General features: G+C 73.3%; 22 protein-coding genes. 13 read left to right on the top strand and 9 right to left on the bottom strand.

Annotated features, from left to right (window positions below; all coding sequences use genetic code 11):
• Positions 1 to 88: 88 nt before the first annotated feature.
• Positions 89 to 1564, bottom strand: a complete 1476-nt coding sequence (locus ACFZCY_RS00405) for a solute carrier family 23 protein (RefSeq protein WP_391168237.1) — start codon at positions 1562 to 1564, stop codon at positions 89 to 91.
• Positions 1565 to 1755: 191 nt separating this feature from the next.
• On the opposite strand from ACFZCY_RS00405, the gene ACFZCY_RS00410 reads away from it, so the two are divergent.
• Complete coding sequence (locus ACFZCY_RS00410) at positions 1756 to 2013, top strand: DUF2530 domain-containing protein (RefSeq protein WP_391168239.1); 258 nt, start codon at positions 1756 to 1758, stop codon at positions 2011 to 2013.
• 27 nt (positions 2014 to 2040) lie between these two features.
• Here the strand turns inward: ACFZCY_RS00410 and ACFZCY_RS00415 are convergent, their stop codons facing one another.
• Complete coding sequence (locus tag ACFZCY_RS00415) at positions 2041 to 2799, bottom strand: calcium-binding protein (RefSeq protein WP_391169346.1); 759 nt, start codon at positions 2797 to 2799, stop codon at positions 2041 to 2043.
• A 196-nt stretch (positions 2800 to 2995) separates the two neighbouring features.
• Here ACFZCY_RS00415 and ACFZCY_RS00420 point away from each other — a divergent pair, with 196 nt between their 5' ends.
• Entirely contained in the window at positions 2996 to 3814 is an 819-nt protein-coding gene (locus ACFZCY_RS00420) for an SAM-dependent methyltransferase (protein ID WP_391168241.1), read from the top strand.
• A 14-nt stretch (positions 3815 to 3828) separates the two neighbouring features.
• On the opposite strand, the gene ACFZCY_RS00425 is transcribed toward ACFZCY_RS00420, so the two are convergent.
• Positions 3829 to 7206, bottom strand: a complete 3378-nt coding sequence (locus ACFZCY_RS00425) for a sacsin N-terminal ATP-binding-like domain-containing protein (protein WP_391169347.1) — start codon at positions 7204 to 7206, stop codon at positions 3829 to 3831.
• Positions 7207 to 7447: 241 nt separating this feature from the next.
• Positions 7448 to 8365 (bottom strand): DUF3027 domain-containing protein, encoded by a 918-nt coding sequence (locus ACFZCY_RS00430; protein WP_391168243.1) that lies wholly within the window; start codon positions 8363 to 8365, stop codon positions 7448 to 7450.
• A 391-nt stretch (positions 8366 to 8756) separates the two neighbouring features.
• On the opposite strand from ACFZCY_RS00430, the gene ACFZCY_RS00435 reads away from it, so the two are divergent.
• The 4 genes from ACFZCY_RS00435 to ACFZCY_RS00450 all read left to right on the top strand — a co-directional run bounded on the left by ACFZCY_RS00435 (position 8757) and on the right by ACFZCY_RS00450 (position 12746).
• A complete protein-coding gene (locus tag ACFZCY_RS00435; protein ID WP_391168245.1) occupies positions 8757 to 10367 on the top strand; it encodes a hypothetical protein in 1611 nt (536 codons plus the stop codon).
• Positions 10368 to 10532: 165 nt separating this feature from the next.
• On the top strand, positions 10533 to 11039 hold the full coding sequence (locus tag ACFZCY_RS00440) for a hypothetical protein (protein ID WP_361473285.1): 507 nt from the start codon (positions 10533 to 10535) through the stop codon (positions 11037 to 11039).
• A gap of 52 nt (positions 11040 to 11091) precedes the next feature.
• Positions 11092 to 11871, top strand: a complete 780-nt coding sequence (locus ACFZCY_RS00445; protein ID WP_391168246.1) for a futalosine hydrolase — start codon at positions 11092 to 11094, stop codon at positions 11869 to 11871.
• Positions 11868 to 12746 carry an MqnA/MqnD/SBP family protein gene (locus ACFZCY_RS00450; RefSeq protein WP_391168248.1) on the top strand — a complete coding sequence of 293 codons (879 nt, stop codon included), beginning with the start codon at positions 11868 to 11870 and terminating at the stop codon, positions 12744 to 12746. Before ACFZCY_RS00445 ends, ACFZCY_RS00450 begins: the two co-directional genes overlap by 4 nt.
• 75 nt (positions 12747 to 12821) lie before the next feature.
• Here ACFZCY_RS00450 and ACFZCY_RS00455 read toward each other — a convergent pair whose 3' ends face one another.
• A complete protein-coding gene (locus tag ACFZCY_RS00455) occupies positions 12822 to 13205 on the bottom strand; it encodes a cold shock domain-containing protein (protein WP_391168249.1) in 384 nt (127 codons plus the stop codon).
• A 179-nt stretch (positions 13206 to 13384) separates the two neighbouring features.
• Here ACFZCY_RS00455 and ACFZCY_RS00460 point away from each other — a divergent pair, with 179 nt between their 5' ends.
• Positions 13385 to 13654 (top strand): hypothetical protein, encoded by a 270-nt coding sequence (locus ACFZCY_RS00460; protein WP_391168251.1) that lies wholly within the window; start codon positions 13385 to 13387, stop codon positions 13652 to 13654.
• Between the two features lie 41 nt (positions 13655 to 13695).
• On the opposite strand, the gene ACFZCY_RS00465 is transcribed toward ACFZCY_RS00460, so the two are convergent.
• Entirely contained in the window at positions 13696 to 14298 is a 603-nt protein-coding gene (locus tag ACFZCY_RS00465; RefSeq protein WP_391169348.1) for a haloacid dehalogenase-like hydrolase, read from the bottom strand.
• Between the two features lie 256 nt (positions 14299 to 14554).
• Between ACFZCY_RS00465 and ACFZCY_RS00470 the strand changes: the two genes are divergently transcribed.
• Genes ACFZCY_RS00470 through ACFZCY_RS00480 form a run of 3 tightly spaced genes read left to right on the top strand, consistent with a single transcriptional unit; the run spans position 14555 to position 17702 of the window.
• Complete coding sequence (locus tag ACFZCY_RS00470) at positions 14555 to 15589, top strand: iron chelate uptake ABC transporter family permease subunit (RefSeq protein ID WP_391168253.1); 1035 nt, start codon at positions 14555 to 14557, stop codon at positions 15587 to 15589.
• Positions 15586 to 16722 (top strand): iron chelate uptake ABC transporter family permease subunit, encoded by a 1137-nt coding sequence (locus ACFZCY_RS00475; RefSeq protein WP_391168255.1) that lies wholly within the window; start codon positions 15586 to 15588, stop codon positions 16720 to 16722. The genes ACFZCY_RS00470 and ACFZCY_RS00475 overlap by 4 nt, the downstream gene beginning before the upstream one ends.
• A complete protein-coding gene (locus ACFZCY_RS00480; protein WP_391168257.1) occupies positions 16719 to 17702 on the top strand; it encodes an ATP-binding cassette domain-containing protein in 984 nt (327 codons plus the stop codon). The genes ACFZCY_RS00475 and ACFZCY_RS00480 overlap by 4 nt, the downstream gene beginning before the upstream one ends.
• A 31-nt stretch (positions 17703 to 17733) precedes the next feature.
• On the opposite strand, the gene ACFZCY_RS00485 is transcribed toward ACFZCY_RS00480, so the two are convergent.
• Positions 17734 to 19032, bottom strand: coding sequence for a hypothetical protein (locus ACFZCY_RS00485; protein WP_391168259.1), 1299 nt, complete (start codon positions 19030 to 19032; stop codon positions 17734 to 17736).
• A 114-nt stretch (positions 19033 to 19146) separates the two neighbouring features.
• On the opposite strand from ACFZCY_RS00485, the gene ACFZCY_RS00490 reads away from it, so the two are divergent.
• Entirely contained in the window at positions 19147 to 21804 is a 2658-nt protein-coding gene (locus ACFZCY_RS00490) for a helicase-associated domain-containing protein (protein WP_391168261.1), read from the top strand.
• 23 nt (positions 21805 to 21827) lie between these two features.
• On the opposite strand, the gene ACFZCY_RS00495 is transcribed toward ACFZCY_RS00490, so the two are convergent.
• Together ACFZCY_RS00495 and ACFZCY_RS00500 are read right to left on the bottom strand one after the other, a co-directional pair.
• A complete protein-coding gene (locus ACFZCY_RS00495; RefSeq protein ID WP_391168263.1) occupies positions 21828 to 22394 on the bottom strand; it encodes a VanZ family protein in 567 nt (188 codons plus the stop codon).
• Positions 22369 to 22653, bottom strand: coding sequence for a hypothetical protein (locus tag ACFZCY_RS00500; protein ID WP_391168264.1), 285 nt, complete (start codon positions 22651 to 22653; stop codon positions 22369 to 22371). Before ACFZCY_RS00500 ends, ACFZCY_RS00495 begins: the two co-directional genes overlap by 26 nt.
• A 165-nt stretch (positions 22654 to 22818) precedes the next feature.
• On the opposite strand from ACFZCY_RS00500, the gene ACFZCY_RS00505 reads away from it, so the two are divergent.
• Together ACFZCY_RS00505 and ACFZCY_RS00510 are read left to right on the top strand one after the other, a co-directional pair.
• Positions 22819 to 24468, top strand: coding sequence for a DNA repair helicase XPB (locus tag ACFZCY_RS00505; RefSeq protein ID WP_055546617.1), 1650 nt, complete (start codon positions 22819 to 22821; stop codon positions 24466 to 24468).
• Positions 24469 to 24619: 151 nt separating this feature from the next.
• Complete coding sequence (locus ACFZCY_RS00510) at positions 24620 to 25048, top strand: hypothetical protein (RefSeq protein WP_391168266.1); 429 nt, start codon at positions 24620 to 24622, stop codon at positions 25046 to 25048.
• Positions 25049 to 25175 lie beyond the last annotated feature (127 nt).

Raw genomic sequence — 25175 nt, forward strand, 5'->3', positions numbered from 1 at the left:
AACTCATTACCTCGTCTAATAAAAACCCCGATACAGGTGTCCTCGCTCACTCACCCATACGAGTGAGCGAGGGCACCGGCATACCGGATCACACGACGCCGAGCGCCTGCTCGATCGGGTGGAGCAGGAAGTAGACCAGGAAGCACAGCCCCACGGCGGCCAGCAGCCACGGGATGTCCCGGACCCGCCGGGTCGCGACGCGCAGCAGCAGGTACGACAGCACGCCGAGGCCGATGCCGTTGGTGATGCTGTAGGTGAACGGCATCGAGATCATGGTCAGGAAGGCCGGGACCGCGATCGTGGAGTCGCTCCAGTCGATCTCCTTGACGTTCGCCGCCATGATCATGAAGCCGACGACCACCAGCGCGGGGGTCGCGGCCTGCGACGGGACGACCTTCGCGAGCGGGGTGAAGACCAGCGCGAGCAGGAAGAGACCGCCGGTCACCACGTTGGCGAGGCCGGTGCGCGCGCCCTCCCCGACGCCCGCCGTGGACTCCACGAAGCAGGTGTTCGCGGAGGCCGAGCCGAAGCCTCCGCCCGCGACCGCGACGCCGTCCACCATCAGGATCCGGCCCATGCCGGGCAGCTGGCCGCGCTCGTCCGTCAGCCCGGCCTCCTCGCCGACGCCGATGATCGTCCCCATCGCGTCGAAGAAGCCGGACAGCAGGACGGTGAAGACGAAGAGGCAGCCGGTGAGGATGCCGACCTTGTGGAACCCGCCGAAGAGGCTGATCTGGCCCACGAGCCCGAAGTCCGGGGTCGCCACCAGCGTGTCCGGCACGTTGGGCACGGTCAGGCCCCAGTTCGCGTCCGGGGTGGAGGTGACGGCATTGATCGCGATCGCGGCCAGCGTCATGACCACGATGCCGATGAGGATCGCGCCCCGGGTCTTGCGGACGACCAGGACGAACGTGAGCGCGAGACCGGCCACGAAGATCAGCACGGGCCAGCCCTGGAGCTTGCCCTCGATGCCGAGGCCCAGCGGAACGGTGGTGTGCGCCGCGTCCGGGTTACGGGTGACGAAGCCGGAGTCGACCAGGCCGATCAGGGCGATGAACAGGCCGATGCCGATCGCGATCGCGCGCCGCAGCCCGCCGGGGATCGCGTCCATCACGCGCTGCCGCAGCCCGGAGGCGACCAGGACCATCAGGACCACACCGGCGAGGACCACCATGCCCATCGCGTCCGGCCAGCTCATCTTGGGCGCGAGCTGGAGCGAGACGACCGCGTTGATGCCGAGGCCGGCGGCGAGGGCGATCGGGACGTTGCCGATGACGCCCATGAGCAGCGTGGTCAGGCCCGCCATCAGGGCGGTCGAGGTGACCAGCTGGCCGTTGTCCAGATGGTGGCCGTACATGTCCTGACCCGATCCGAGGATGATCGGGTTCAGCACGATGATGTACGCCATCGCAAAGAACGTGGCCAGACCGCCGCGGATCTCCCGGGACGGGGAGGAGCCGCGCTCGCTGATCTTGAAGAACCTGTCGAGGAAGGGCGGGTGGTTCATGGGCGGTGTCGGTGCCTGCTGTGCGGCATCGACCGGCTCGCTGGCCGAGGGAGACATGGACGGACCCCAGTGGTGGTGAACTCGTGAAGCGGGCCTCTTGGAGGATCGCACAGGACATTCCACCCAGACCCAGAACGGTTCAGTATGAATATATGAATCGCGGATCGCCAAACCGCGTGCCCCGCCCCGGCCCTCCCACGCCCACCGCGCCGCCAAGGCCCCGACCAGCACCCCCGTAAGCTGGACCCATGACGAAGTGGACACCCCGGCACGAAGCGCCTGCACCCCTGGAAGGCAACGTCGTCGCCACCATCACCGGCGGCACCCTCGTGTGGTTCGTCCTCTTCCTCGCCCAACTCCCGTTCTACGGCTGGTACGCCGACCACGGCCATCTGTGGTGGCTGTGGACCTGCCTGACCGGCGGCGGGCTCGGACTGCTGGGCATCTGGTACGTACGGGCGCGGGACGCGGCCATCCGGCGCTCCCCGGAGAGCGACGCCGACTGAACCCGCCCCGCGCTGTCGTGCCGTGTGTTACTTCACATCCACGTAGTCGCCGCCCGCCTTGACCGGCGGGGTCGTGCTGGTGCCCGCGAAGTTCCAGCGGAACCAGCCGTCCTGGGCCGCCTTCACGGTGGTCTTGAGCGCGCCGCGGCTGCCGGACTTCACCGTCTTGACGGCGGTGTAGGTGGAGCTGTCCGCCTTCCGGAACTCAAGCGTCACCGGCTGGACGGTGTAGCCCGCGAACGTGCCGGTCTCCCAGTTGGCGCGGGTCAGGGCGCCGGTGATCGTGATCGTCTTGCCCTTCTTGACCGGCTCCGGTGCGGCGTCGACGGTCAGCTTCGCGGCGCGCTGCACCGCGAAGGACCCGGCCTTGTCGGCGCTCAGGTAGTCGCCGTCCTTGGCGTCGATCCAGACATTGGCGTACCACCGGCCCGCGACGCTGTTGTCGATGAAGTCGACCTGCGGGTCCAGGGTGAAGGTCGCCTTGCAGGTCGAGGTGGTCGGGTCACCGGCCTCCGCGGCACACTTCACGGCGCCGGCCGGGGTCGCGTACCCGTACGACGGGCCGTCCAGGTACACATCGGCGCCCTGGATGCCCGAGTCGTCCTTCGCCGTCACCGAGACGGTGAAGGTCTTGGCGCCCGAGGTGCCGAGGACGGCGTTGCCCACGGCCACCTTGGTGATCGTCGTGTCGCCGGAACCGTCCGCGTGCGCCGCCGGCGCGGCGAGCCCCCCGAGAGCGGCCGCGGTCGCGGTGGCGAGCACGGCATAGGTCATGCGCTTGCGCATCTGCATCCCCCACAAGATGAAGAAGACTCCGGTGCGTTGACCTGCGCCGAGATGGACGCCGACGCGAACTCGGAGCCGAGTTTTGCGCAACTGTACGATTTTCACCGGCTTTTCACAACATCATTGGAGCTTCACATCGGCCCGCTTTTGATGGAACGTCACCTCTTTTGACCAACTGCTCAGTAACATGCGCGGTATGACCGGTCACCGTTTTCGCAGCGACGAAATCGACACCAGCAAGCCGCACTCGGCACGCATGTACGACTACTTCCTGGGCGGCAAGACCCACTACGAGGTCGACACCGAGGCCGCCCGGCAGGTCGAGGCCGTCTGGCCCGACGTCAAACCGTGGACCCGTGCCAACCGGTCCTTCATGCACCGGGCCACCCACTGGCTCGCCACCGAGGCGGGCATCCGGCAGTTCCTCGACATCGGCACCGGCATTCCCACCGAGCCCAACCTGCACCAGATAGCCCAGAAGGCCGCCCCGGACGCGCGGGTCCTCTACGCGGACAACGACCCCATCGTGCTGGCCTACGCCCAGGCCCTGCTGTTCTCCTCCGCCGAGGGCCGCACCGCCTACATGCACGCCGACATCACCGACCCGCGGGCCATCCTGGCCGCCGACGAGCTGCACGCCACGCTCGACCTGAGCAAGCCGGTCGCGCTGTCGCTCAACGCGGTGCTGCACTTCATCTCGAACGAGCAGAAACCGCACGACATCGTCCGGCAGCTGATCGAGCCCCTGGCGCCCGGCAGCTATCTGGTCCTCTCCCACGGCGCGCTCGACCCCCGTAACGAGGTCTCCGACGCGGTCACCCGGCTCTACCGGGCCAGCGGCATCCACGTCCAGGGCCGCACCCACGAGGAGATCCTGTCGTTCTTCGACGGCCTGGAGCTGATCGAACCCGGCGTGGTGATGCCGCACCGGTGGCGCCCCGGGAGCGAAGAGGCCAGGACCTCGGCGGAGGCCCTGGACCTGTGGATCTTCGCGGGTGTGGCCCGTAAGCCGTAGCCCTTGATGCGTGCCTAGTCGAACCAGCGGGCCCGGGCCAGTTCCTCGGTGCGGGTGAGGTCCTCCAGGAGGGCCGCCACCTCGAAGCGGCGGGCCCAGTGGCCCGCCGCCCAGGACAGGCCCGCCGCCACGCCCTCCACCGTCGAGGCGTGCAGCGTGCCGTTCACATAGCGCCAGTCCAGCTCGGTGCCGCCCTCGATCAGCAGCTCCTCGTGCTCGACGTACGACAGCGGCGCGTCCGGAAGCAGCTCCCGGACCGCCGCCGGGACGTCGTGCGTCTCGCCCTGCGAGGTCACCGGGGCCGGGTACGCCTCGCTCAGCCGCCGTACCTGGAACAGCTCCGCCAGCTCCGCCGCCCGCGCCGGACGCACCGGCAGCAGGGCGCGGCCGTCCGCCTCGGCCAGCGGCATCAGGTCCGGCGCGTCGGCGACCAGCACCCCGTCCGCGTCGACCACCCGCGGCTCGCCGTCCACCACGGCGCGCAGCTCGTCCGGCAGGGTCACCTGCTCGGGGTCGAGGTCCGCCAGCAGGCCGTAGAGCGCGTGCAGCTGGGCCGGGGTCACCGGGCGGTCCGGGTCGGCCAGCCGTGCCAGCAGCTCGGCCGCGCCGCCCGGCTCGTCCAGCAGCGCCGCCACGGAGGTCCGTACGCCGAGCGCCCGCAGCACCTGCTCGTCCTCGAACCCGGCCGCGTCCACCGCCTCGTACAGCCCGGCCAGCAGCGGATCGCCGCCGGCCGCACGCAGCCCGGCGGGGCGGCGGCCGTCCAGCACCGGGTGGCCGCGCAGCCACCACGCGGTGTACGAGCGCACCGACTCCGTCGTGCCGTCCGGCAGCAGCACCCGCACCGGCGCGGTCAGGGCGTCACGCAGCGGCGGCAGCGCGAGCATGGCCAGGGCGCGCGGCCAGGCGTCGTCGTCCACCAGGTCCAGGTCGCGCACGGCGACGATCTCGGTGGCCACCGGCGGCACCGGGGTCTCCGGCAGCCGGTCCAGCGCGTCCTCGCACCACACGTCCACGGCGTCCAGCACGCCGACGTCGTCCGGCTCGGCGAAGTCGCCCTCGCGCGGTTCCAGTTCGTCCGGATCCAGCACCACGTCGGTCGCCCGGACCAGGGTGAAACCGGCCAGCACGCCGACCGCGGCCAGCGGCTCCTCGCCCCAGCGCTCGGCGAGGTCCGCGTCGCACGCGGCCAGCTCGCCCTCCCGCATCACCTGTTCGAAGGCGCCGCCGGGGAAGACCAGTTCACCGGCGGGCGCCAGCTCGCCGTCCTCGTCCGGCAGCGCGAGCGCGGCCAGCCACGGCTCGTCGCCGGGCGCCAGCCGGGCCTGCTGGACGAGGCCGAGCACCGTGTCGGCCAGGGTGTCCGGGTCCAGCGCGGCGCCGGGCGCCGCGCCCTCCTCCGCGAACGGGTCGTAGTCGTCCTCCGCCTCCAGCGAATGCGCGACGGCGGCCCGCACCTGCGGGGTGGTCAGCACCGCGCGCGGGGTGGCGGGGGTCGCGCCCAGCTTCTCCAGCAGCGGATGCGCGGCCTCCGGATGCGCGACCTTCAGGCCGAGGCGGGCCAGGGTGCGGTGGGTCTCGCCCGCCGAGCCCTCGCCGCCCTCACCCCCGCCTTCCGTGCCGGTCCCGCCGTCCCCTCCGTCTACGTCGCCCGGCAGCGGCAGCAGCACCTGCCGGGGCCCGATCGTCGTCCGGCCGTCCGCCAGCGGCACAGGCAGGCCGCTCAGCCGGTCCGGGTCCGTACCGGCCAGCGCGTCGTACAGCCGCCGCCACCAGACCGGGGCGCGCTCGACGCCCGCCAGCCGGTCGATCACCTCGCCCAGCGGCACCCGGGCCACGTCCAGCACCCGCAGCTCCTGCCGCCGCTCGAGCCCGGCGGGCAGCAGCGTCGGGAACAGCTCGGCCAGCACCTCCACGGTCTCCGCGCCCGCCCCCTCCACGATCTCCGCGTCCCGGGGGCGCAGCGCGTACGGCTCGCCCTCGAAGGTGCCGCGCGCGAGGATCGCGGCGTCCCAGCCGAGGCCCGCGTCCGCGTCCGGCGCCGCCGCCTCCGGTTCGAGCGTGTCCGGCGCCGCCGCGCTCGGCAGGAACGGCACCCGCGGCAGCCGCTCCAGCACCCGCGCCCGCAGCTCCCCGTCCAGCTCGCCCTTGCCCAGCGGGCCCGGGACCAGGCCGATCGTGCCCGTCCCCACCGGATGCCAGTCGCGCAGCAGCGTCGCGTACGCCTCGGCCGCGCGCTCCACCAGGAATCCGGTGAGCGGGCCGGGCGCGGTGTGACGGCGGGTCGGCTCCAGCGGGAACGAGGCGATCAGCAGCGCGGGCAGCCCCAGCGGCTCGTCGGTCGGCGTCGGCGCGTGCACGACCGGCGCCGTCGCGGGCCGCACCGGCGCGCCCTCGGCGTCCACCGGCACCGCCCAGGTCACCGACCACACCGGGCGCAGCCGCTCCTCCACCGGGCGGTCGGAGAGCAGTTCCGGGTCCAGGCGGCCGCTCGCGCGCTCGGTGCGCCAGCGCGTCGTACGGCGGTCCTTGGCGCCCCCGGCCGCGCCGCTCCAGTCGCCCGTGTCGCCCGCGTCGCTCTTGCCGGTCTTGCCGGTCTTGCCGGTCTCGTCGGTCTCGTCCTCGATGACCGCGTACGGGCCCTCCTCGCGGCGCCGCAGCGTCCGTACGCCCTCGGCCGTCTCGACCACGACCTCGGCCAGCCCCGGCAGGGTCAGCAGCAGCGCGTCGTCCACCGCCGCCAGCAGCCGCTCCGCCACGTCCAGCGCGGCGCCGTCGCGCAGCGGCAGCACCACGACCGTGTCGTACCCCTCGGGCGCGGAGCCCTCGGCGGGCAGCGGCAGCCGCAGCAGCGGTACGTGACCGTCGCGGCGGCGCAGCTCGTCGGCGAGGCCGGGGCTGCGCAGCGCCGCCTTGTGGGCCAGTTCGCGGGCCTCCGCCAGCGACCAGCGCACCCCGCCCGAACGGCCCACGACCGCGGGCTCGTCGCTCACCGCGAGCACCGCCGCGAAGCCGACGCCGAACCGGCCCACGGCGCGCCCCGGGTCCTCGTCCCGCTTGGCGGACGCGCGCAGCGTGGACAGCGACTCGGCCCCGGCGGCGTCCAGCGAGGCGCCGGTGTTGGCGGCGACCAGCACGGCCGGTTCGCCGTCGGTCGCCGGGCGCAGCGTCAGCCGCAGCCGCCCGGGGGCGCCGATGCGGGCGGCGGCGTCGGCCGCGTTCTGGGCCAGCTCCACGACCAGCCGGTCGCGGTGGCCGCCGAGCGCCAGGTCCTCCTCCGCGTTGGCGTCCTCCCGGAAGCGGGCGGGCGACGCGGCCCAGGCGTCCAGCACGCCGCGCCGCAGCCGCGCGGTCCCGAAGGGGTCCACGTCCTCGGTCGCGCCTCGCACCATCGCCGTGCTGCTCACGTATCGCCTCCGGGTCCTGTGGGTGCCCCCACATTCCACATTGCTAGACCGCGAACGTACCCCCATCGCGGGCACGCACGCGTCCCGCCCTCCCGCGGCAAGCGAGGCGAACGCGGCGATCATGGCCAACGCGGCGGGGCCGGCGGGGCGGGCAGGTGTGACGGGCGCGACGGGCGCGACCGGTACGACGGGACAACCGGCGCGGGCGCCGGTCGTCCCCTGGGGCTCAGGAGTGGCCCAGCTCCTCCGCCGGGGCGTCCGGCTCCACGGAGCCGCCGGTGCGGTCCGGGTGGAGGGGCATCGGTTCGACGACCGTCTCGTCGACCACCGGCGCGGCCGGGCGCGGGGGCTTGGGCATGACGGCCGCCTCGGAGTGGGCGCCGCAGCCGTACGCCAGGGAGACGACCCGGCCGTCCGCCGGGCTGAACTCATTGGCGCACACACCGAACGCCTGCTTCAGCGAGCCCGCGAGGGGCATCAGGAAGCCGCAGGTCACGCACGTGCCGGGGGCCGCCTGCGCCATCGAGGACTTGGCGCCGTACGCCTCGTCCCAGCGGTCGGCGGCGACGTGCAGCCCGTAGCGGGACAGCACCCGGGCGCGGCGCATGCCCAGCTCCTCGGCGAGGGCCGCGATGGTGCCGGTGCGGGGCACGGCCGACTGGGCGGACGGCGGACCGGCCGTCACATCGGCCTCCTCCACCGCCGCGAGCTGCTGCATCTCCTCGGAGACGGCGGAGTTGGGCGGCGGGACGTCCTCGCCCGAGTAGCCGGGCTCCAGGCGCAGGTCGTCGGCCTCGGTGGGGAGCAGATCCCCCGGGCCCATGTCGCCGGGGCGCAGCCGCTCGCTCCACGGCACCCACTCCGGCGCGAGCAGCGCGTCGGGGCCGGGGAGCAGCACGGTCTCGGCCAGGGTGACGATCTTCGCGCGGGAGGCACGGGTGACGGTGACCGCCCAGCGCCAGCCGCGATAGCCCGCCTCGGCGCTCTCGAAGAAATGCGTGACGACGCGGTCGCCCTCGGCGATCGCGTCCACGTGCTCGCCGACCGTCCCCGGGTGGGCCGCTTCCGCCGCCGCCTCGCGGGCGAGTTCGACCGCCTCGGCGCACAGGCGGTCGGGGGTACGGCTCCGCATCGCAGCACTCACAGGATCGATTCTCTCTTCCACGCCGTCTCAGCCGTCGTCTGACGAGTGCGCCAGCCGTACGGCCGGACGGCGGGACTGCGGACGGAGCGGACCGTAGGACCGCGTCGACGTCCGCACCCGATCCGGCCTCGGGCGCACCTTGTACGTCCCATTCTGCGGGATGGCGACTCGGCGCATGGCCAGGAACGACCGTGGATGGCGCGTAACGCACGCTACCTTGTCCGGCCGCGCCGCCCCCACCCCCGTCTCATGTCCGGCGTTCGTGCACCCACCCGCCGGATGGTCGTTTCCGCTGGCCAGAAGGGTTTACGCGGGTGGAAGAAGAGGGAGTCATGGCTGGAAAGCCGTCGTAGGTCTCACGTTGCGGGCGGCTTGGCGGCACCATGGTCGGGTGGCAGGCATGCGGTTCCACGACGGCGGTCCGATCAGACGATCGGGCCGCCTGCTCGGCCGCGCGCTCCATCTGCCGTTCACCGCGACCGGCCGCGGCATCCGGCGGGCCACCCACGCCCACGGGGCGGGCGAGTCCGGGCTCGGCAAGCTGATCGAGCTGCACGCGGTCAACTCGGCCGGTGACATGCTGATCACTGTCGCGCTCGCCTCGACGGTCTTCTTCTCGGTGCCGACGGACGAGGCGCGCGGCCGGGTCGCCCTCTACCTGGCGATCACGCTGGCCCCGTTCGCCGTGCTCGCGCCCGTGGTCGGCCCGCTGCTGGACCGTATCCCGCACGGCCGCCGCGCGGCGATGGCGGGCTCGATGCTGACCCGCGCGCTGCTCGCGCTGACCATGGCGGGCGCGGTGGTGGGCGGCGGCCTGGAGCTGTATCCGGCGGCACTGGGCGTGCTGGTGGCGTCCAAGGGGTACGGGGTCGTCAGATCGGCCGTCGTGCCGCGGCTGCTGCCGCCCCGCTTCTCGCTGGTCAAGGCGAACTCCCGGGTGACCCTGGCCGGGCTGCTGGCGACCGGCGCGGCGGCCCCGGTGGGCGCCGGGCTGCATCAGCTGGGGCCGGGCTGGCCGCTGTACGGGGCGTTCGTGATCTTCATGGGCGGGGCGTTCCTGTCCTTCACCCTGCCGCACAAGGTGGATTCGTCGAAGGGCGAGGCCAAGGCGCGGCTGACGTCGGGCGATCACCACTTCGGGCACCGCGCGGCGGCGCCGAAGGCGGTGCCCGCCGCGAAGGCGCCGAAGGTGGTGACGGTCGCCGACCCGAAACCGGGCGGCACGGCGAACCCGGGCCCGGGCGGCGGGCCGTTCGGCGGCGGGCGGTTCGGCGACGGTGGGCCGTTCGGCGACGGTGGGCCGTTCGGCGGCGCCGGGCTCAGCGGCGCCGGGCGGTGGTTCGGCGGGTTCGGGCGGTGGTTCGGCGGGGGGCTCGCCGGGGGGTGGGCCGGGCGTGGCAAGAAACCCGGGCTGCGGACGGTCGGCCCGTCCGTCCTGCACGCCCTTCAGGCCTGCGCCTCGCTCAAGGCGCTGTCCGGATTCCTCACCCTCTACCTCGCGTTCCTGCTCCGCGAGCATCCGGTGGGCGGGCTGTCCCCCGAGTTCTCGCTCGGCCTGGTCGCGGTCGCGGCGGGCGGCGGCAACGCGCTGGGCACAGCGATCGGCGCCTGGCTGCGGGCGCGCGGCCCGGAGCGGATCATCGCCGTGGTGCTGACCTCGGCCCTCGGCGTGACCGTCTTCGCGGCGGTGCTGTACGGCACGGTGACGGTCGCCGCCGTGGCCGCGGCCGCGGGCATCTCGCTGGCGCTGGGCAAGCTGTCGCTGGACGCGCTGATCCAGCGGGACGTACCGGAAGAGGTCCGCACGTCGGCGTTCTCCCGCTCCGAGACCACCCTGCAGATGGCGTGGGTGGTCGGCGGCGCGGTGGGCATCTCGCTGCCCCTGGGCGGGGTGGTGGGCATGGCGGCCGCCGCGGCGATGATCGCCCTGGGCGCTGCCGTGAGCGTCCGGGGGCTGCTGTCCGCGGCCCGGGGAACCGCCGCGCACCCGCGGGTGGCGTGACGCCCCCGGTCCGTACGGGCGGCGTGACGCCCCCGGTCCGTACGGGCGGCGTGACGCCCCCGGTCCGTACGGGCGGGCGTGGGTCCGTACGGGCCGGTGTGGCCGGGCGCCGCGAATGCGCCACCCCGGCGCCGGGCGGCCGGAAGGGCCCGATAGCCTGCCCGCATGACCGCTGCGCTGTTTTCCAGGGGCAAGGGCCGCCGCGCCACCACCGCCGCCTGCGCCGTTGCCCTCGGGCTCATCGCCCTCTCCGCCTGCGACAAGCCGACTCCGCTCGCGACGGTGACGGTCGGTTCGAGCACCGTGACGGCGGAAGCGAGCAAGGGCTGCTTCGGCGACGGGAAGAACCTCGGCTCCGGCACGTTCAAGAAGTGCCTGTCCGCCAAGCCCGCCGAGACCGTCAAGGTGGGCGCCGGGGACAAGGTGCGGATCGGGGTGGACCCGGAGATCGCCGACTCCAGCTGGGGTCTGATCGCCAACAACCCGGTCATGGCCGAGGCGAGCAAGGAGACGTACCGCAGCTTCGACAGCGACACGCTCTTCGCGCAGCAGAACCCGCAGACCGGGCAGACCACCATGTCCAAGAGCGTCACCATCACCGTCGCCCAGCTCGGCGACGGCACCCAGGGCGTGAAGGGCATCTGGCGCTTCAAGCTCGAACGGGACAGCTGACGTCCCTTCACCCCGTTGACCTGGTTCGCGGCACGACAGCCGGGAGGCGCTGATGCGCGTACTCATCGTCACCGCCGTACCCGCGGAACGGGACGCCGTGGTACGCGGTACGGCTGACCCCGCGGAAGTCACCGAAGTCGCCGTGCCGGGCGGGGTGCTGCACCGGCTGGACGTGGGAGGCCCCGACGGGCCACCGCTCACCGTCGATGTGGTGGCCGCCGGGGTCGGCCCGGCCGCGGCGGCGGCCGGGACCGCCACCGCGCTGACCGTCGCCGCCGTCCGAGCGGCCCCGTACGACCTCGCCGTGTCGGCCGGTATCGGCGGCGGATTCGCGCCCCGCGCCCCGCTGGGCTCCGTCGTGGTCGCCGAGGCCGTCGTCGCCGCCGACCTGGGGGCCGAGACCCCCGACGGCTTCGCCGCCGTCACCGAACTCGGCTTCGGAACCGCCGAACACCGCCCGCCGCCCGCGCTCGTCGCCACCGTCGCCGGGGCGACCGGGGCGGTACGCGGCACCGTGCTCACCGTGTCGACCGTGACCGGCAGCGCCGAGCGGGCGGCCGCGCTGCTGCGGCGCCATCCGCGCGCCGCCGCCGAGGCGATGGAGGGCTTCGGGGTGGCCGAGGCGGCCGCCGCCCAGTCCGTGCCCGTACTGGAGGTGCGGGCCGTCTCCAACCCGGTCGGCCCGCGCGACCGGGCGGCCTGGCGCATCGGCGAGGCGCTGGAAGCGCTGGCGGAGGCGTTCGGGCGGGCCGTGCCCACCCTCGCCACCGCCCTCCGCACCCCGGCCCCGGACGTGGCCTTGGACTTGGATTTGGAAGGAAGCCAGCAGTGACCCCGTCGGCAGAAACCCCGTCGGCAGCCCAGCCGCTCACGATCTCCTACTCGCCCTGCCCGAACGACACCTTCGTCTTCGACGCCTGGGCCCACGGCCGGATCCCGGGCGCGCCCGCACCGGACGTCACGTTCGCCGACATCGACATCACCAACGGGATGGCCGAGCGCGGCGAGTCCGACGTGCTGAAGGTGTCGTACGCGGTGCTGCCCTGGGTGCTGGACGAGTACGCGCTGCTGCCGTGCGGCGGGGCGCTCGGGCGCGGCTGCGGCCCGCTCGTGCTCACCAGGGAACCGGGCGCGGCGAAGGATCTCGCGGGGAAGACGGTCGCGGTGCCGAGCGAGCGTTCGACCGCGTATCTGCTCTTCCGGCTGTGGGCCGCCGCCGAGGTGCCGGGCGGGGTCGGGGAGATCCGGGTGCTGCCGTTCCACGAGATCATGCCCGCGGTACGGGACGGCCTGGTCGACGCCGGACTCGTCATCCACGAAGCCCGGTTCACCTATCAGAATTACGGGCTGCACTGCCTGGCTGACATGGGCGAGCACTGGGAGCTGACCACCGGGCTGCCCATCCCGCTCGGCGCGATCATCGCCAAGCGCTCGCTGGGCGCGGAGCGGCTGCGGGAGCTGGCCGAGACGATTCGTACGTCGGTCCGGATGGCATGGGACGACCCGGAGGCGTCGCGTCCGTATGTCCTGGAGAACGCCCAGGAGATGGACCCGCGCGTGGCGGACCAGCACATCGGGCTGTACGTGAACGAGTTCACCGCGGACCTGGGCGAGGACGGTTACGCGGCGGTGCGCGGGCTGCTCACGCGCGCGGCGGCCGAGGGACTCGTACCGCCCCTCGGCCCGGACGCGCTGGAATTCGCGTAATTCCGTTCGCTTTTACGTTCGCTCGCTTACCGGCGCTTACGCCTCGGAGAGCTTACGGCTCAGACAGCTTGCGGCTCAGACATCGAGCTGATCGGCCACCGCCCGCAGCATCCCCGCGATCTTGTGGCCATGCGTCTTGTCGGGATAACGGCCCCGCTCCAGCTGCTGCGTCACGTTCTCCAGCAGCGTGGTCAAATCCTGGACGATCGAAGCCAGCTCATCCGGCTTACGCCGCTGAGCGGCCGCCACGGACGGCGCCGGGTCGAGAAGCGTCACCGAAAGTGCCTGGTCACCGCGATTTCCCGCCACAACACCGAATTCAACGCGCTGCCCCGGCTTCAGCGCGTCCACGCCGTCCGGAAGCACCGACGAGTGCACGAAGACGTCACCGCCGTCATCGCGGGAGAGAAAGCCGAAGCCCTTCTCACTGTTGAACCACTTGACCTTGCCGGTAGGCACGTCTGTCCTCGTCCTCGTCGCTCGTCGGAAAACACGGAAAAACAGCTCTGGATAGCACTACAGCGGGTCGTAAGACCCGCCACCACCAAGGCTAATGGTCCCGAGCCTGGTGACAAGACGTACCCGGGTGGTTCCGGGTGGTTGGTATGCGCGCTCTGGCACCGATCTACCCTGGAGCGGTGAGCAACGAAACCCCGCACCGTGGAACCGGTGAGAGCGCGCCCGGCGACCGGCTCGTACGCATCGGCGTGATCGTCTTCGCCGTCGGCGCGGTCGCCACCCTCGCCACCGTCGCGCCCCTGTTCCTGGGCGCCGATCCGCTGCCGTCGGCGGCGTACTTCGTGTGCATGCTGATGGGCGTCGGCTTCGCGCTCGCGGCGGCCGGGATGCTGCGGTCGATCGCGGCGCAGCGGCGGGACGCCGCGCGGGTCGCGCGTAACGGGTCATAACGTAACGGGTCATAACGGGGGCATCGGCCCCCGGCGCGGGGTCACGCCGCGGTGTGGCCCTCCAGCCACGCCGGGAACGCGGTCAGGTCGTCCAGCACGACATCCGCCCCCGCCTCGCGCAGTTCCTCCGCGGCGCACGGCCCGGTGGCGACCGCCACCGACAGCGCCTCCGCCGTCCGCGCGCCCCGTACGTCACCGGTGTGGTCCCCGACGTACACCGACGCCCCGTACTCGCGCAGCGCCTCCGCCTTGGCCTCCGCCCACAGCCAGCCGATGACCGCGTCCGCCTCGATGCCCAGATGGCTCAGGTGCAGCTCGGCGTTCGGCTCGTGCTTCGCCGTGACGACGATGGCGCGCCCGCCGGCCCGCCGCACCGCCGCCATCGCCTCCCGGGCGCCGCGCATGGCGAGGGTCGGGGCGATCGCGAACTCCGGGTACAGCTCCCGGTACAGATCGCCCATCTCCTCGATCCGCTCGTCCGGGAACCAGTGCGCCAGCTCCTGCTCCAGCGGCGGGCCGAGCCGGGTGATGGCGAGTTCGGCGTCGATGGGGGTTCCGGTCCGGGCGGACAGCTCCTCGTAGGCGGCCTTGATGCCGGGGCGCGAGTCGATGAGCGTCATGTCGAGGTCGAAGCCGACGGTCAGGGTCCGCGTGCTCGGTGCGGTGCCCGAAGCGGTGCTCGGTGCGGTGCCCGAAGCGGTGCTCGGCGCAGTGCTTGTCGCGGTGCTCGGTGCGGTGCTTGTTGCGGTGCTCGGTGCGGTGCTTGTTGCGGTGTTCGTTGCGGTGTTCGGTGCGAGGTGCGAAGCCATGCCCGTCATTGTGCCTGGCCCTTGCATACACTTAGCCTCGCCTAACCTACGACGACCTCACGCGCGAGAACCGAACGAGCGAACGGAAGCGATGTCTGCCGACCGGACCAGCAGCCGAAGTCCCAGAGCCGCGTTGGTCCGGCGCCGCATCGGCTGGACGACCGCGGCCGTCGTCGCCCTCCTCTTCGCGGTGCTGCTCAGCCTCGCCCTCGGCAGCCGCCAGATCGCGCCGAGCCAGGTCCTGGACGCGCTGCTGCACGGGGGCACGAGCGACGCGGCCGACATCGTACGGTCGCTGCGGCTGCCGCGTACCGTCGTCGGCCTGATGGTCGGCGCGGCGCTCGCCCTGGCGGGCACCGTGATGCAGGGCGTCACCCGCAACCCGATCGCCGACCCCGGTGTGCTCGGCATCAGCCAGGGCGCCTCGGTCGGGGTCGTCCTCGCGATCGCCTTCGCCGGGGTGCACACGCTCACCGGGTACGTGTGGTTCGCCTTCGCGGGCGCGGGCCTCGCCTCGGTCGCCGTCTACGCCATCGCCGCCAGCGGGCGGGGCGGCGCGAGCCCGGTCAAGCTCGCGCTCGCCGGGGCCGCCGTCAACGCCCTGCTGGTGTCCATCACCTCGGGCGTGCTGACGACGAAGGCCGCGGCGCTGGACGAGTTCCGGTTCTGGCAGATCGGCTCACTCGCGGGGCGCGACGCCGAGATCGTCAGCCAGATCTGGCCGTTCCTGCTGGTGGGCACGGTGCTGGTGGCCGCGGTCGCCCGCGGTCTGGACGCGCTGGCACTCGGCGAGGACGTCGCGAAGGGGCTCGGCCAGAACATCGCCGTCGTCCGCGTCCTCGCGGGCCTCGGCGCCACGGTCCTCACCGGCGTCGGCGTCGCCGCCGCGGGCCCGATCGCCTTCGTCGGCCTCGCGGTCCCGCACCTCGCGCGCGCGGTGGTGGGGACGGACCACCGCTGGGTGCTCCCGATGGCCGCCCTCATCGGCCCGGTGATGCTGCTGATATCGGACGTGGTGGGCCGTCTCGTCTTCCCCCCGAGCGAGGTCCCGGCGGGCGTCATGACGGCCCTGATCGGCGTCCCGTTCCTGGTCACGCTGGTGCGGCGCAGGACGGTGACGGCATGAGCCCGGCCGAGAGCGGCGTTGCGGAACGAACCGCCCGTCCCGCCCGCCCCGCCCGTCCCGTCGGCTACGGCCTCCTGCGCACCGGCCGCCGCGCCTCGTTCCTGCTGCACCGCCGCGCCGCCGTCGTCGCGCTCGCGCTGGCCGCCGCCACGGCGGCCGTGAGCGTCGCGTACCTGTGCCTCGGCGAAAGCCTCATCGGCCCCGCCGACGCCGTGAAGGCCGTCCTGCACACCCAGTACGGCATCGGGCAGCCCACCCCGAACGACCTCGTCGTCGGCACCCTCCGGCTCCCCCGCATGACCCTCGGCCTCCTGGTCGGCGCGGCCTTCGGCGTCGCGGGCGCGCTCATCCAGACCGTGGCCCGCAACCCGCTCGCCAGCCCCGACATCATCGGCGTCACCCAGGGCGCGAGCGCGGTCACCGTCGGGGCGATGACGTACGGCGTGACGGCCTTCGGCGTGCTGCCGTACGTCTCCGTCGCGGGCGGCCTGGCCGCCGCCGCCCTCGTCTACGTCTTCGCCTGGCGCGGCGGCCTCCAGGCCACCCGTTTCGTCCTCATCGGCATCGGGTTCGCCGTCGCGCTGCGCTCCATCACCCAGCTGTTCCTGACCAAGGGCGACTATCTCGTCGCCCAGCAGGCCAAGGTGTGGATGACCGGTTCCCTCAACGGGCGCGGCTGGGACGAGGCCACCCCGCTCGGCTGGGCGCTGCTGTTCCTGCTGCCCGCCGTCCTGTGGGCGGCGCGGGCGCAGCGCACCGTCTCGATGGACGACGACACGGCGACCGCGCTGGGCGTACGGCTCGGGCGGGTACGGCTCGGGCTCGCCACCCTCGGCATCGTCCTCGCCGCGATGGCGACGGGCGCGGCGGGCCCGGTCGACTTCGTGGCGCTGCTCGCCCCTCAGATCGCCCGCCGCATGACCCGTACCGCGCAGATCCCGCTCCTGTGCTCGGCGCTGACCGGCGCGTTCATCGTCGTCGCCGCCGATCTGCTGGCGCGCAAGCTGTTCGCGCCGACCGAACTGCCGGTGGGGGTGCTGACCGCCGCGGTCGGCGCCCCGTATCTGATCCACCTGCTGCTGACGTCCGGGGGACGTGGCCGCAGCGGCCGCAACGGAGGCACCACGGCATGACCGCATCACCATCCACGTCCGGGGCCACCCTTGGCCGGCTCGCCGCCCGCGAACTGACCCTCGCCTATGAGGACCGGACCGTCGTGGACGGCCTCGACCTGGTGATACCCGACGGCGAGGTCACGGTCATCGTCGGCCCCAACGCCTGCGGCAAGTCCACCCTGCTGCGCGCCCTCGGCCGTCTCCTCAAGCCGCGCGGCGGCGCCGTCCTCCTCGACGGGACCGATCTCGCCCGTATCCCCACCAAGAAGATCGCCCAGTCGGTCGGCCTCCTCCCGCAGACCCCGGTCGCCCCCGACGCGATCACCGTCGCCGACCTCGTCTCGCGCGGCCGCCAGCCGCATCAGCACTGGTGGCAGCAGTGGTCCGACGAGGACGAGCGCGCGGTCGGCGACGCGATGGAGCGCACGGATGTGACGGCGCTCGCCGACCGGCTGGTGGACGAGCTGTCCGGCGGCCAGCGGCAGCGCGTCTGGATCGCGATGGCACTCGCGCAGGAGACCGGTCTGCTGCTGCTGGACGAGCCGACGACATACCTGGACATCTCCCACCAGGTGGAGGTGCTGGACCTGGTCCGCCAGCTCAACCACGAGCGCGGCCGCACGGTGGTGGCCGTCCTGCACGACCTCAACCAGGCGGCGCGGTACGCGGACCACCTGATCGCGATGAAGGCGGGGCGCGTCGTCGCGCGCGGGCGCCCGTCGGAGGTGGTCACGGCGGAGCTGGTGCGGGAGGTGTTCGGGCTGGAGTCAGTCGTCGTACCGGACCCGGTGACGGGCAGCCCCCTCGTCGTCCCGGGCGCGCCCTGGCAGCCGGAACGGCCGGCGGACGACGCGGCAGGGGACGACCGTGGGGCGGACGGCGCGGGGACGGACGAAGCGGCGGCGGACGACCCGGGGACGGACGACGCAGGGACGGACGACCGTGCGGCGGACGACGCGGCGGCGGACGACGCGGCGGTGGGGGCCGAGCGCGGCTAGGGGGGTCGCAACGGTGGGGGCCGGGCGGCCGCTAGCCGGTTCCGCCGCGGCGGCGCGCCCGCCACACCAGGAAGAGCACCGTGGCGACGGCCGCGCCGCGCACGACCACCGGCCAGGTCTCGGTGAGCACGTCCTTCATCCCGTCCTTCGGGATCAGGTCGCCCCACTTGTCGTTGGTCCGGCCCCACACCCAGACCATCGCCCCGGCCGCCACCAGACCGGGCATGCCCATCACCGCCCACTTCGCCTCGGCGCGGGACAGCTTGCCGGTGCTGTACGTGAGCACCCAGCCGAAGGCGAGCAGAACGATGTTGCCCATCACGGCGCCCGCGACGAGCAGCGCGATCGCGAGCAGCAGCACCGGGCTGAGCCCCGCCGCCCAACCGGCCCGGGCGCCCACCTTGCCGGTGCCGCCCTCCGCCCCGGCGGACTTGCCGGGGCCGAGCAGGGTACGGCGCACCAGGCCGCGCCGGCGCGGCCCTTTCCCGCCGGTGTCCGCCCCGGCGTCCTCGACGGCTTCGGCCGCTTCGGCCTCGGCCGCCTCCTCCGCCGCGCGCTTCTCGGCCTCCCGCTTCTCCCGCTGCTCCTGCTCGACCGTCTTGCCGTTGCCGAGCAGTTCGGGCAGCTCGATACCGCCGACGAATCCCTCGACGAAGCCGAACTGGCCGTCCGGATGCTCGGGCTGGGCGAACGGGCCCGGCTCCACGTGCCACCAGTCCGGGTTGGACTCGCGCGGGCCCAACTCGTCCTCACCCGCCAGATGAGGCGGGGACGCGGCGGCGGACGAGCGGCCGGGGGGCTTCGCCCGGGGTGTTTCCGGCGCCTCGGGGGTCACGGGCATGTGCTTGGCGAGGGAGAGCGGGGTATCACCGCCCGACGTGCCGCCCGACGTGCCGTTCGGCTCGCGCGGCGAGGGCACCTTGTTGCTGAGCCCGGTGCGTTCGGCGAGCCCGGCCAGCTTGTCGCGGGCCGCCCGCGCCGCGCCCGACGTACGCGTACTCTCCCCGGCCTGACCGCCGCCGGAGCCACCGGACCCGCCCGCCGTGCCGTCCCCGCCGGAGCCACCTGAACCACTGGGCCTGCCGGACCCGCCGGACCCGCCGGACCCGCCCGCGGCGGCGACCACCTCGGCGGGCGTGCCCAGCTTGGCCAGGATCCGCTTCACTCCGGCCGGGCTGTCCGTACCGCCCGTCGACCGCCGGTGGTCGATATCGGCCCGCAGACCGGAGACCAGCCGCATCCGTTCACCGGACGGCAGACCCTGCTGCTGAGCCAGGTCCCCGACACGGCTCAGATAGTCGTAGACGAGCTTTTCGCTCTCGATCCCCACCAAGACCCCTGAGAATGCGCATGGTCGGCGTGCCAGACGGCACCGACGGTACCGTGCGGAGGCTGGATTCCGCCGCACCCCCGACGCCCGGCACCCCCGGGTAGTGTGGATCGAATGAGCAGCTCGCGTAATCGGGAGGCATGCGTGACCGCAGGGACCGGCCCAGACGCCAGCGGCCGCGCGGCACCCCGCACGCTGGCCGAGGAGTTGCGCACGCGCCCCGACGAAGCCCTCACCGCGCTGCTGCGCGCCCGCCCCGATCTGCTGTCCCCCGTCCCGGGCGACCTCACTCAGCTCGCCACCCGGGCGGGCACCCGCGCCTCGGTCGTACGGGCGGTCGAACGACTCGACCGCTTCGCCCTCCAGACCGCCGAGGCCCTGGCGGTCGCGCCGGACCCGTGTCCGTACGAGACGCTGAGCGCCCTGATGACGGGGGACGACGCCGCCGCCGCCGACGCCGATGCCCCCGCCGCCGCGCTCCGCGAGCGGGTCGCCGCCGAGCTGCCGCGCGCCGTCGCCACGCTGCGCGCGCAGGCGCTGGTCTGGGGTGGGGACGACCGGCTCCGCCTGGTCCGTACCGCCCGCGAACTGCTCGCCCCCTCCCCCGCCTCCCCTTCCCCGACCGGGCTCGGGCCCACCGTGCACGAGGCCACGGCCGGGATGTCGCCGGGGCGGCTTCAGGAACTGCTGGCGGCCGCCGGGCTGCCGGCCACCCACGATCCGGTGACGGCCGTCGCCGCGTTGACCGAGCTGTTCGACGACCGCGACCGGATGGCGGCGCTGCTCGCCGGGGCACCCGACGACGCGGTCGCCGTGCTCGCCAAGCTGACCTGGGGCCCGCCGTACGGGGAGGTGTCCGTCGCCTCCCCCACTCCGCCCGTCGCCTGGCTGCTGGACCGCGGTCTGCTGCTGCCGTCCGGTCCGCGCAACGTCGTCCTGCCCCGCGAGGTCGCCCTGCATCTGCGCGGCGGCCGCGCCCACCGCGTCCCCGAGCCGGTGGCTCCGCCGCTGGCGTCCACCGCCCAGCACGATCCACAGGCTGTGGACAAAGCGGCGGCCGGGCAGGCGTTCACCGCCCTGGCCACCGTCGAGGAGCTGCTGGGGGAGTGGGAGAGCGCCGGACCGCCGGTGCTGCGCGCGGGCGGGCTGAGCGTGCGCGACCTCAAGCGGACCGCCGTCGCGCTGGACGTCTCCGAGCCGGTGGCCGCCTTCTGGATCGAGCTGGCGTACGCGGCCGGGCTGCTGGCCTCCGACGGCGAGACCGACGAGCGGTACGCGCCCACCCCCGCGTACGACGACTGGCTGCGGCTGCCCGCCGAGCAGCGCTGGGCCGCGCTCGCCACCGCCTGGCTCGCCGCGACCCGTACGTCGGGCCTGGTCGGCGGGCGTGACTCCAGGGGCCGTACGTTCTCCGCCCTCGGCGCCGACCTGGACCGCTCCCCGGCCCCCGAGGTCCGCCGGCGGGTCCTCGGACTCCTCGCCACCCTCCCACCCGGCGCCGCCCCCGACCCCGACACGCTGCTGACCCGGCTCCGCTGGGAACGCCCGGCCCACCGAGCCCCGGCCGGAGCGGCGGGCCCTGCGGGGGCCCCGGGGCCGACCGCCCCCTCCCCCACCACCAGGGACGATCTGCGGTCACGGCTGGCGCGCTGGACCCTCGGCGAGGCCGAACTGCTCGGCATCACCGGCCGCGCCGCGCTCTCGGCCCACGGCCGCGCGCTCCTCGGCCCGGCGACCGAAGGGGCAACGGATCCGACCGCGCCAGCCACCGAGTCCGCGACGACCCCCGCGGAGGCCGCCGCCCTCGCCGCCGAGGCCGGGCGGCTCCTCGCCCCGCTCCTGCCCGAACCCCTCGACCACGTACTCCTCCAGGCCGACCTGACCGCCGTCGCCCCCGGCCCGCTGGAGCGGCCGCTCGCCGACGCGCTCGGGATCCTCGCCGAGGTCGAATCCAAGGGCGGCGCGACCGTCTACCGCTTCACACCCGCCTCCGTACGCCGCGCCTTGGACGCCGGGCAGGCCGCCGACGACCTGCACACCTTCCTCACCGCGCACTCCCGCACCCCGGTGCCGCAGCCCCTCACGTACCTGATCGACGACATCGCCCGTAAGCACGGACACCTCCGCATCGGCGCGGCCTCCGCCTATCTGCGCTGCGACGACGAGACCCTGCTCGCCGAGATCCTGGCCGACCGCCGCTCCGCGGGCCTGCGGCTGCGCCGCCTCGCCCCCACCGTGCTGGCCGCCCAGGCACCGCCGGACGCGCTGCTGGAGGGGCTGCGCGCCATGGGGTACGCACCGGCCGCCGAATCCGCCGAGGGCGACGTCCTGGTCACCCGCGCCGAGGCCCAGCGCACCCCGCCCCGTACGCCCCCCGCGCCGGTCCCGGACGGCCCGCCCGTCCCCGACGCCACCCTGCTGGGCGCGGCGGTACGCGCCATCCGCGCCGGCGACCTCGCCGCGACCGCGCCCCACAAGCCCCCGGCCACCACGGATGCCACGGCCGCCACCTCTGCTCCTACAGCCGGCGGCCGTCTCCCCCGCACCACCTCCGCCGACACCCTCGCCACCATGCAGGCCGCCGCCCTCACCGGCTCCGCCGTCTGGATCGGCTACGTCAACGCGGACGGCGCCGCCAGCCAGCGCGTCATCGCGCCGGTCCGCGTCGAGGGCGGCTACGTCACGGCGTACGACCACACCGCCGACGAGGTCCGCACGTACCCCCTCCACCGCATCACCGGCGTCGCGGAACTGGCCGACGAAGCGGGCTAGGCGAAGCGGATCAGGACGACAGCTCAGGCGGAGCTGCCCCGCCGCTGCCACCAGTGCCGACGGCGCGGGTGGAGGGCGTGACCGAGGCGGCGGCCGATGAGGACGTAGCCGAGCAGGGCGCCCGACGTGTTCAGGATGACGTCATCGACGTCGAAGGCCCGGCCCTCGACGATCGCGCCCTGTGCGGTCTCGACCAGCACCATCACCAGCGACGTCACCAGCACCACCCGCACCGCGCCCCGCGCCTTCGGCACGAGCATCGGCAGCAGCACCCCGAAGGGCGCGCCGAGCAGCACATTGCCGCCGATCTGCTTCACCGTGTCCCGGAAGGCGGGCTGGTTGACGTAGGTACGCAGCGAATCGCCGGGGCGCAGATTGGTGTGCACGAGATCGCTGGACCCCGGCGACGGCACGAGCGTGGCCTTGGCGAGCGCCGCCGCGAACCCGACCATGCAGACGAACGCCAGCAGCAGCACCAGCACCCGCCCGGCGCGGGAACCGAACGAATCGCGCTGCAGGGGCGGGGACGCCGAGGGCGCGGCGGAGGCCGGTGAGCCCTGTGGCTTACGGCCGGCAGCCTTGGCGGCCACCGCACCGGTCTTCTTGGCGGGCGCGCCGAACGGCTTCTTCTTCGCGCCCGACAACTTCGCGCCCGCCGACGCCCCGGCCTTCCCCTTCGAAGTACCCGTCGTGCTCTTCGTGCTCTTCGTCGGCGTCCTCTTCGTCGTCGCGCTCTTCGTCGTCGCGCTCTTCGTCGGCGTCCTCTTCGTCGGCGTCCTCTTCGTCGGCGTCCTCTTCGTCGGCGTCCTCTTCGTCGGCGTCCTCTTCATCGTCCGCCGGATCTCCCACCCAGCGATGCTGATCACAGGGACCTACCTCCCACCCTCGTTCCGGCCCTCCTCTGTGTCCCCGCTTGCCCCTGGCCGTGCGGAGTATCCCTGTGCCCCTCCGCCGTGCCCGGCCGATGAGGGACACTGGGGCTTTGGCCCCGGCGACACGAAAGGACTCAGGCGCGTGAACGGACCGCTCATCGTCCAGAGCGACAAGACGCTCCTGCTCGAGGTCGACCACGAGCAGGCGGAAGCGTGCCGCCGCGCCATCGCTCCGTTCGCCGAGCTGGAGCGCGCCCCCGAGCACATCCACACCTATCGGGTGACCCCGCTCGGCCTGTGGAACGCGCGCGCCGCCGGGCATGACGCCGAGCAGGTCGTGGACGCGCTCGTGGAGTTCTCGCGCTACCCCGTACCGCACGCCCTGCTCGTCGACGTCGCCGAGACGATGGCCCGCTACGGGCGGCTGCGCCTGCTCAAGCACCCCACGCACGGGCTGGTCCTGGAGACCAGCGACCGTCCCGTGCTGGAGGAGATCCTGCGGTCGAAGCGGGTCCAGCCGCTGGTCGGGGCCCGTATCGACCCGGACACGGTCGTCGTCCACCCCTCCGAGCGCGGCCAGATCAAGCAGACGCTGCTCAAGCTGGGCTGGCCCGCCGAGGACCTGGCCGGTTACGTGGACGGCGAGGCGCACGCCATCGAGCTGCGCGAGGACGGCTGGGCACTGCGCCCGTACCAGACCCAGGCCGTCGAGGGCTTCTGGCACGGCGGCTCCGGCGTCGTCGTCCTGCCCTGCGGGGCCGGGAAGACGCTGGTCGGGGCGGGTGCGATGGCCACCGCGAAGTCGACCACGCTGATCCTGGTCACCAACACCGTCTCGGCCCGCCAGTGGAAGCACGAGCTGATGCGCCGCACCTCCCTCACCGAGGAGGAGATCGGCGAGTACAGCGGTACGAGGAAGGAGATCCGCCCGATCACCATCGCCACGTACCAGGTGCTCACCACCAAGCGGAAGGGCATCTATCCGCACCTGGAGCTGTTCGACTCCCGCGACTGGGGTCTGATCATCTACGACGAGGTGCATCTGCTGCCCGCGCCGGTCTTCAAGTTCACGGCGGACCTGCAGGCCCGCCGCCGCCTCGGCCTGACCGCCACCCTCGTACGGGAGGACGGCCGCGAGTCCGACGTCTTCTCGCTCATCGGCCCCAAGCGCTTCGACGCGCCCTGGAAGGAGATCGAGGCGCAGGGCTACATCGCGCCCGCCGACTGCGTCGAGGTCCGCGTCAACCTCACCGAGACCGAGCGGCTGGCGTACGCGACCGCCGAGACCGAGGAGAAGTACCGCTACTGCGCCACCACCGCCTCCAAGCAGCGGATCACCGAGGCGCTGGTGGCCAAGCACAAGGGGCAGCAGACGCTGGTCATCGGCCAGTACATCGACCAGCTCGACGAGCTGGGCGAGCATCTGGACGCGCCCGTGATCAAGGGCGAGACGACCAACGCGCAGCGCGAGAAGCTGTTCAACGCCTTCCGGGAGGGCGAGCTGTCCGTCCTCGTCGTCTCGAAGGTCGCCAACTTCTCCATCGACCTCCCTGAGGCCACCGTCGCCATCCAGGTCTCCGGCACGTTCGGCTCCCGCCAGGAGGAGGCCCAGCGGCTCGGCCGGGTGCTGCGGCCGAAGGCCGACGGCCACCCCGCGGTCTTCTACTCGGTCGTCGCGCGCGACACCATCGACCAGGACTTCGCGGCACACCGCCAGCGGTTCCTGGCCGAGCAGGGGTACGCGTACCGGATCGTGGACGCGAGCGCGCTGCTCGCCGACGAGGACGTCTGAAGAGGCCGCCCCCGCCCATGACTTGTGTCATGAGCGACCGGTGATAGCCGACCCTGCCCCCAGCGGTCCCCGCCCGGAAGAATCCGAAGCCGGAAGACGCCGGAAGACGCCGGAATAAGCCGCACGAAGCCGAAAATGGGGGCCGGGGACCATGGGCATCAGCATCCTCAGACGACAGACCGCGACCACCGCACCGGATCTCTCCGGCATCAGACCGCTTCCGGTCTGGTTCTTCCTCTTCGAGGGCGTGCTGGGCGGCGCGTACGACCTGGGCAGGGCCTGGCACGGGGCGTGGATGATCCTCGTCGCGATCGGCGTGGTGAACATCGCCGTCGGCGCCACCGTGCTGCGGCGCAGGGCAAAGCTGGTGCGGGCCATGCTCAAGAAGGCGAACACCCGCAAGATCGCTGTCGGCCTGGTCGGGCTCCGCCTCGGAGTCCACCTCGTACTCGGCGCGCTCGGCACCCCGGTCACCTCGGTGGCCGGACATCTGGTCCTCGCCGTTCTGATGTCCGCGACGACGGTGACGCTGCTGTGGTTCAACCAGCGGGTCACCTTCCGCGCCCTGGGGCTCGCCTGACACGGTGCGCGTGCCTGACACGGTGCGCGTGCCTGACGCTCCATGGCAGCGGCAGGCACGGCCGCGTCATAAACCGTTCGCGCACCGTCCACGCCCTGGCTAGAATCCCCCGTCTGCCGCCTCCCGC

This window comes from Streptomyces sp. NPDC007983 (assembly GCF_042958345.1).
In the GTDB taxonomy this organism is placed as follows: Bacteria; Actinomycetota; Actinomycetes; order Streptomycetales; family Streptomycetaceae; genus Streptomyces.

Bases quoted from the DNA above. Each gene is read 5' to 3' on its own strand.
- ACFZCY_RS00405 (WP_391168237.1), bottom strand. From the start codon at position 1,564: ATGTCTCCCTCGGCCAGCGAGCCGGTCGATGCCGCACAGCAGGCACCG.
- ACFZCY_RS00410 (WP_391168239.1), top strand. From the start codon at position 1,756: ATGACGAAGTGGACACCCCGGCACGAAGCGCCTGCACCCCTGGAAGGC.
- ACFZCY_RS00415 (WP_391169346.1), bottom strand. From the start codon at position 2,799: ATGCGCAAGCGCATGACCTATGCCGTGCTCGCCACCGCGACCGCGGCC.
- ACFZCY_RS00420 (WP_391168241.1), top strand. From the start codon at position 2,996: ATGACCGGTCACCGTTTTCGCAGCGACGAAATCGACACCAGCAAGCCG.
- ACFZCY_RS00425 (WP_391169347.1), bottom strand. From the start codon at position 7,206: ATGGTGCGAGGCGCGACCGAGGACGTGGACCCCTTCGGGACCGCGCGG.
- ACFZCY_RS00440 (WP_361473285.1), top strand. From the start codon at position 10,533: ATGACCGCTGCGCTGTTTTCCAGGGGCAAGGGCCGCCGCGCCACCACC.
- ACFZCY_RS00445 (WP_391168246.1), top strand. From the start codon at position 11,092: ATGCGCGTACTCATCGTCACCGCCGTACCCGCGGAACGGGACGCCGTG.
- ACFZCY_RS00470 (WP_391168253.1), top strand. From the start codon at position 14,555: ATGTCTGCCGACCGGACCAGCAGCCGAAGTCCCAGAGCCGCGTTGGTC.
- ACFZCY_RS00475 (WP_391168255.1), top strand. From the start codon at position 15,586: ATGAGCCCGGCCGAGAGCGGCGTTGCGGAACGAACCGCCCGTCCCGCC.
- ACFZCY_RS00480 (WP_391168257.1), top strand. From the start codon at position 16,719: ATGACCGCATCACCATCCACGTCCGGGGCCACCCTTGGCCGGCTCGCC.
- ACFZCY_RS00490 (WP_391168261.1), top strand. From the start codon at position 19,147: ATGAGCAGCTCGCGTAATCGGGAGGCATGCGTGACCGCAGGGACCGGC.
- ACFZCY_RS00510 (WP_391168266.1), top strand. From the start codon at position 24,620: ATGGGCATCAGCATCCTCAGACGACAGACCGCGACCACCGCACCGGAT.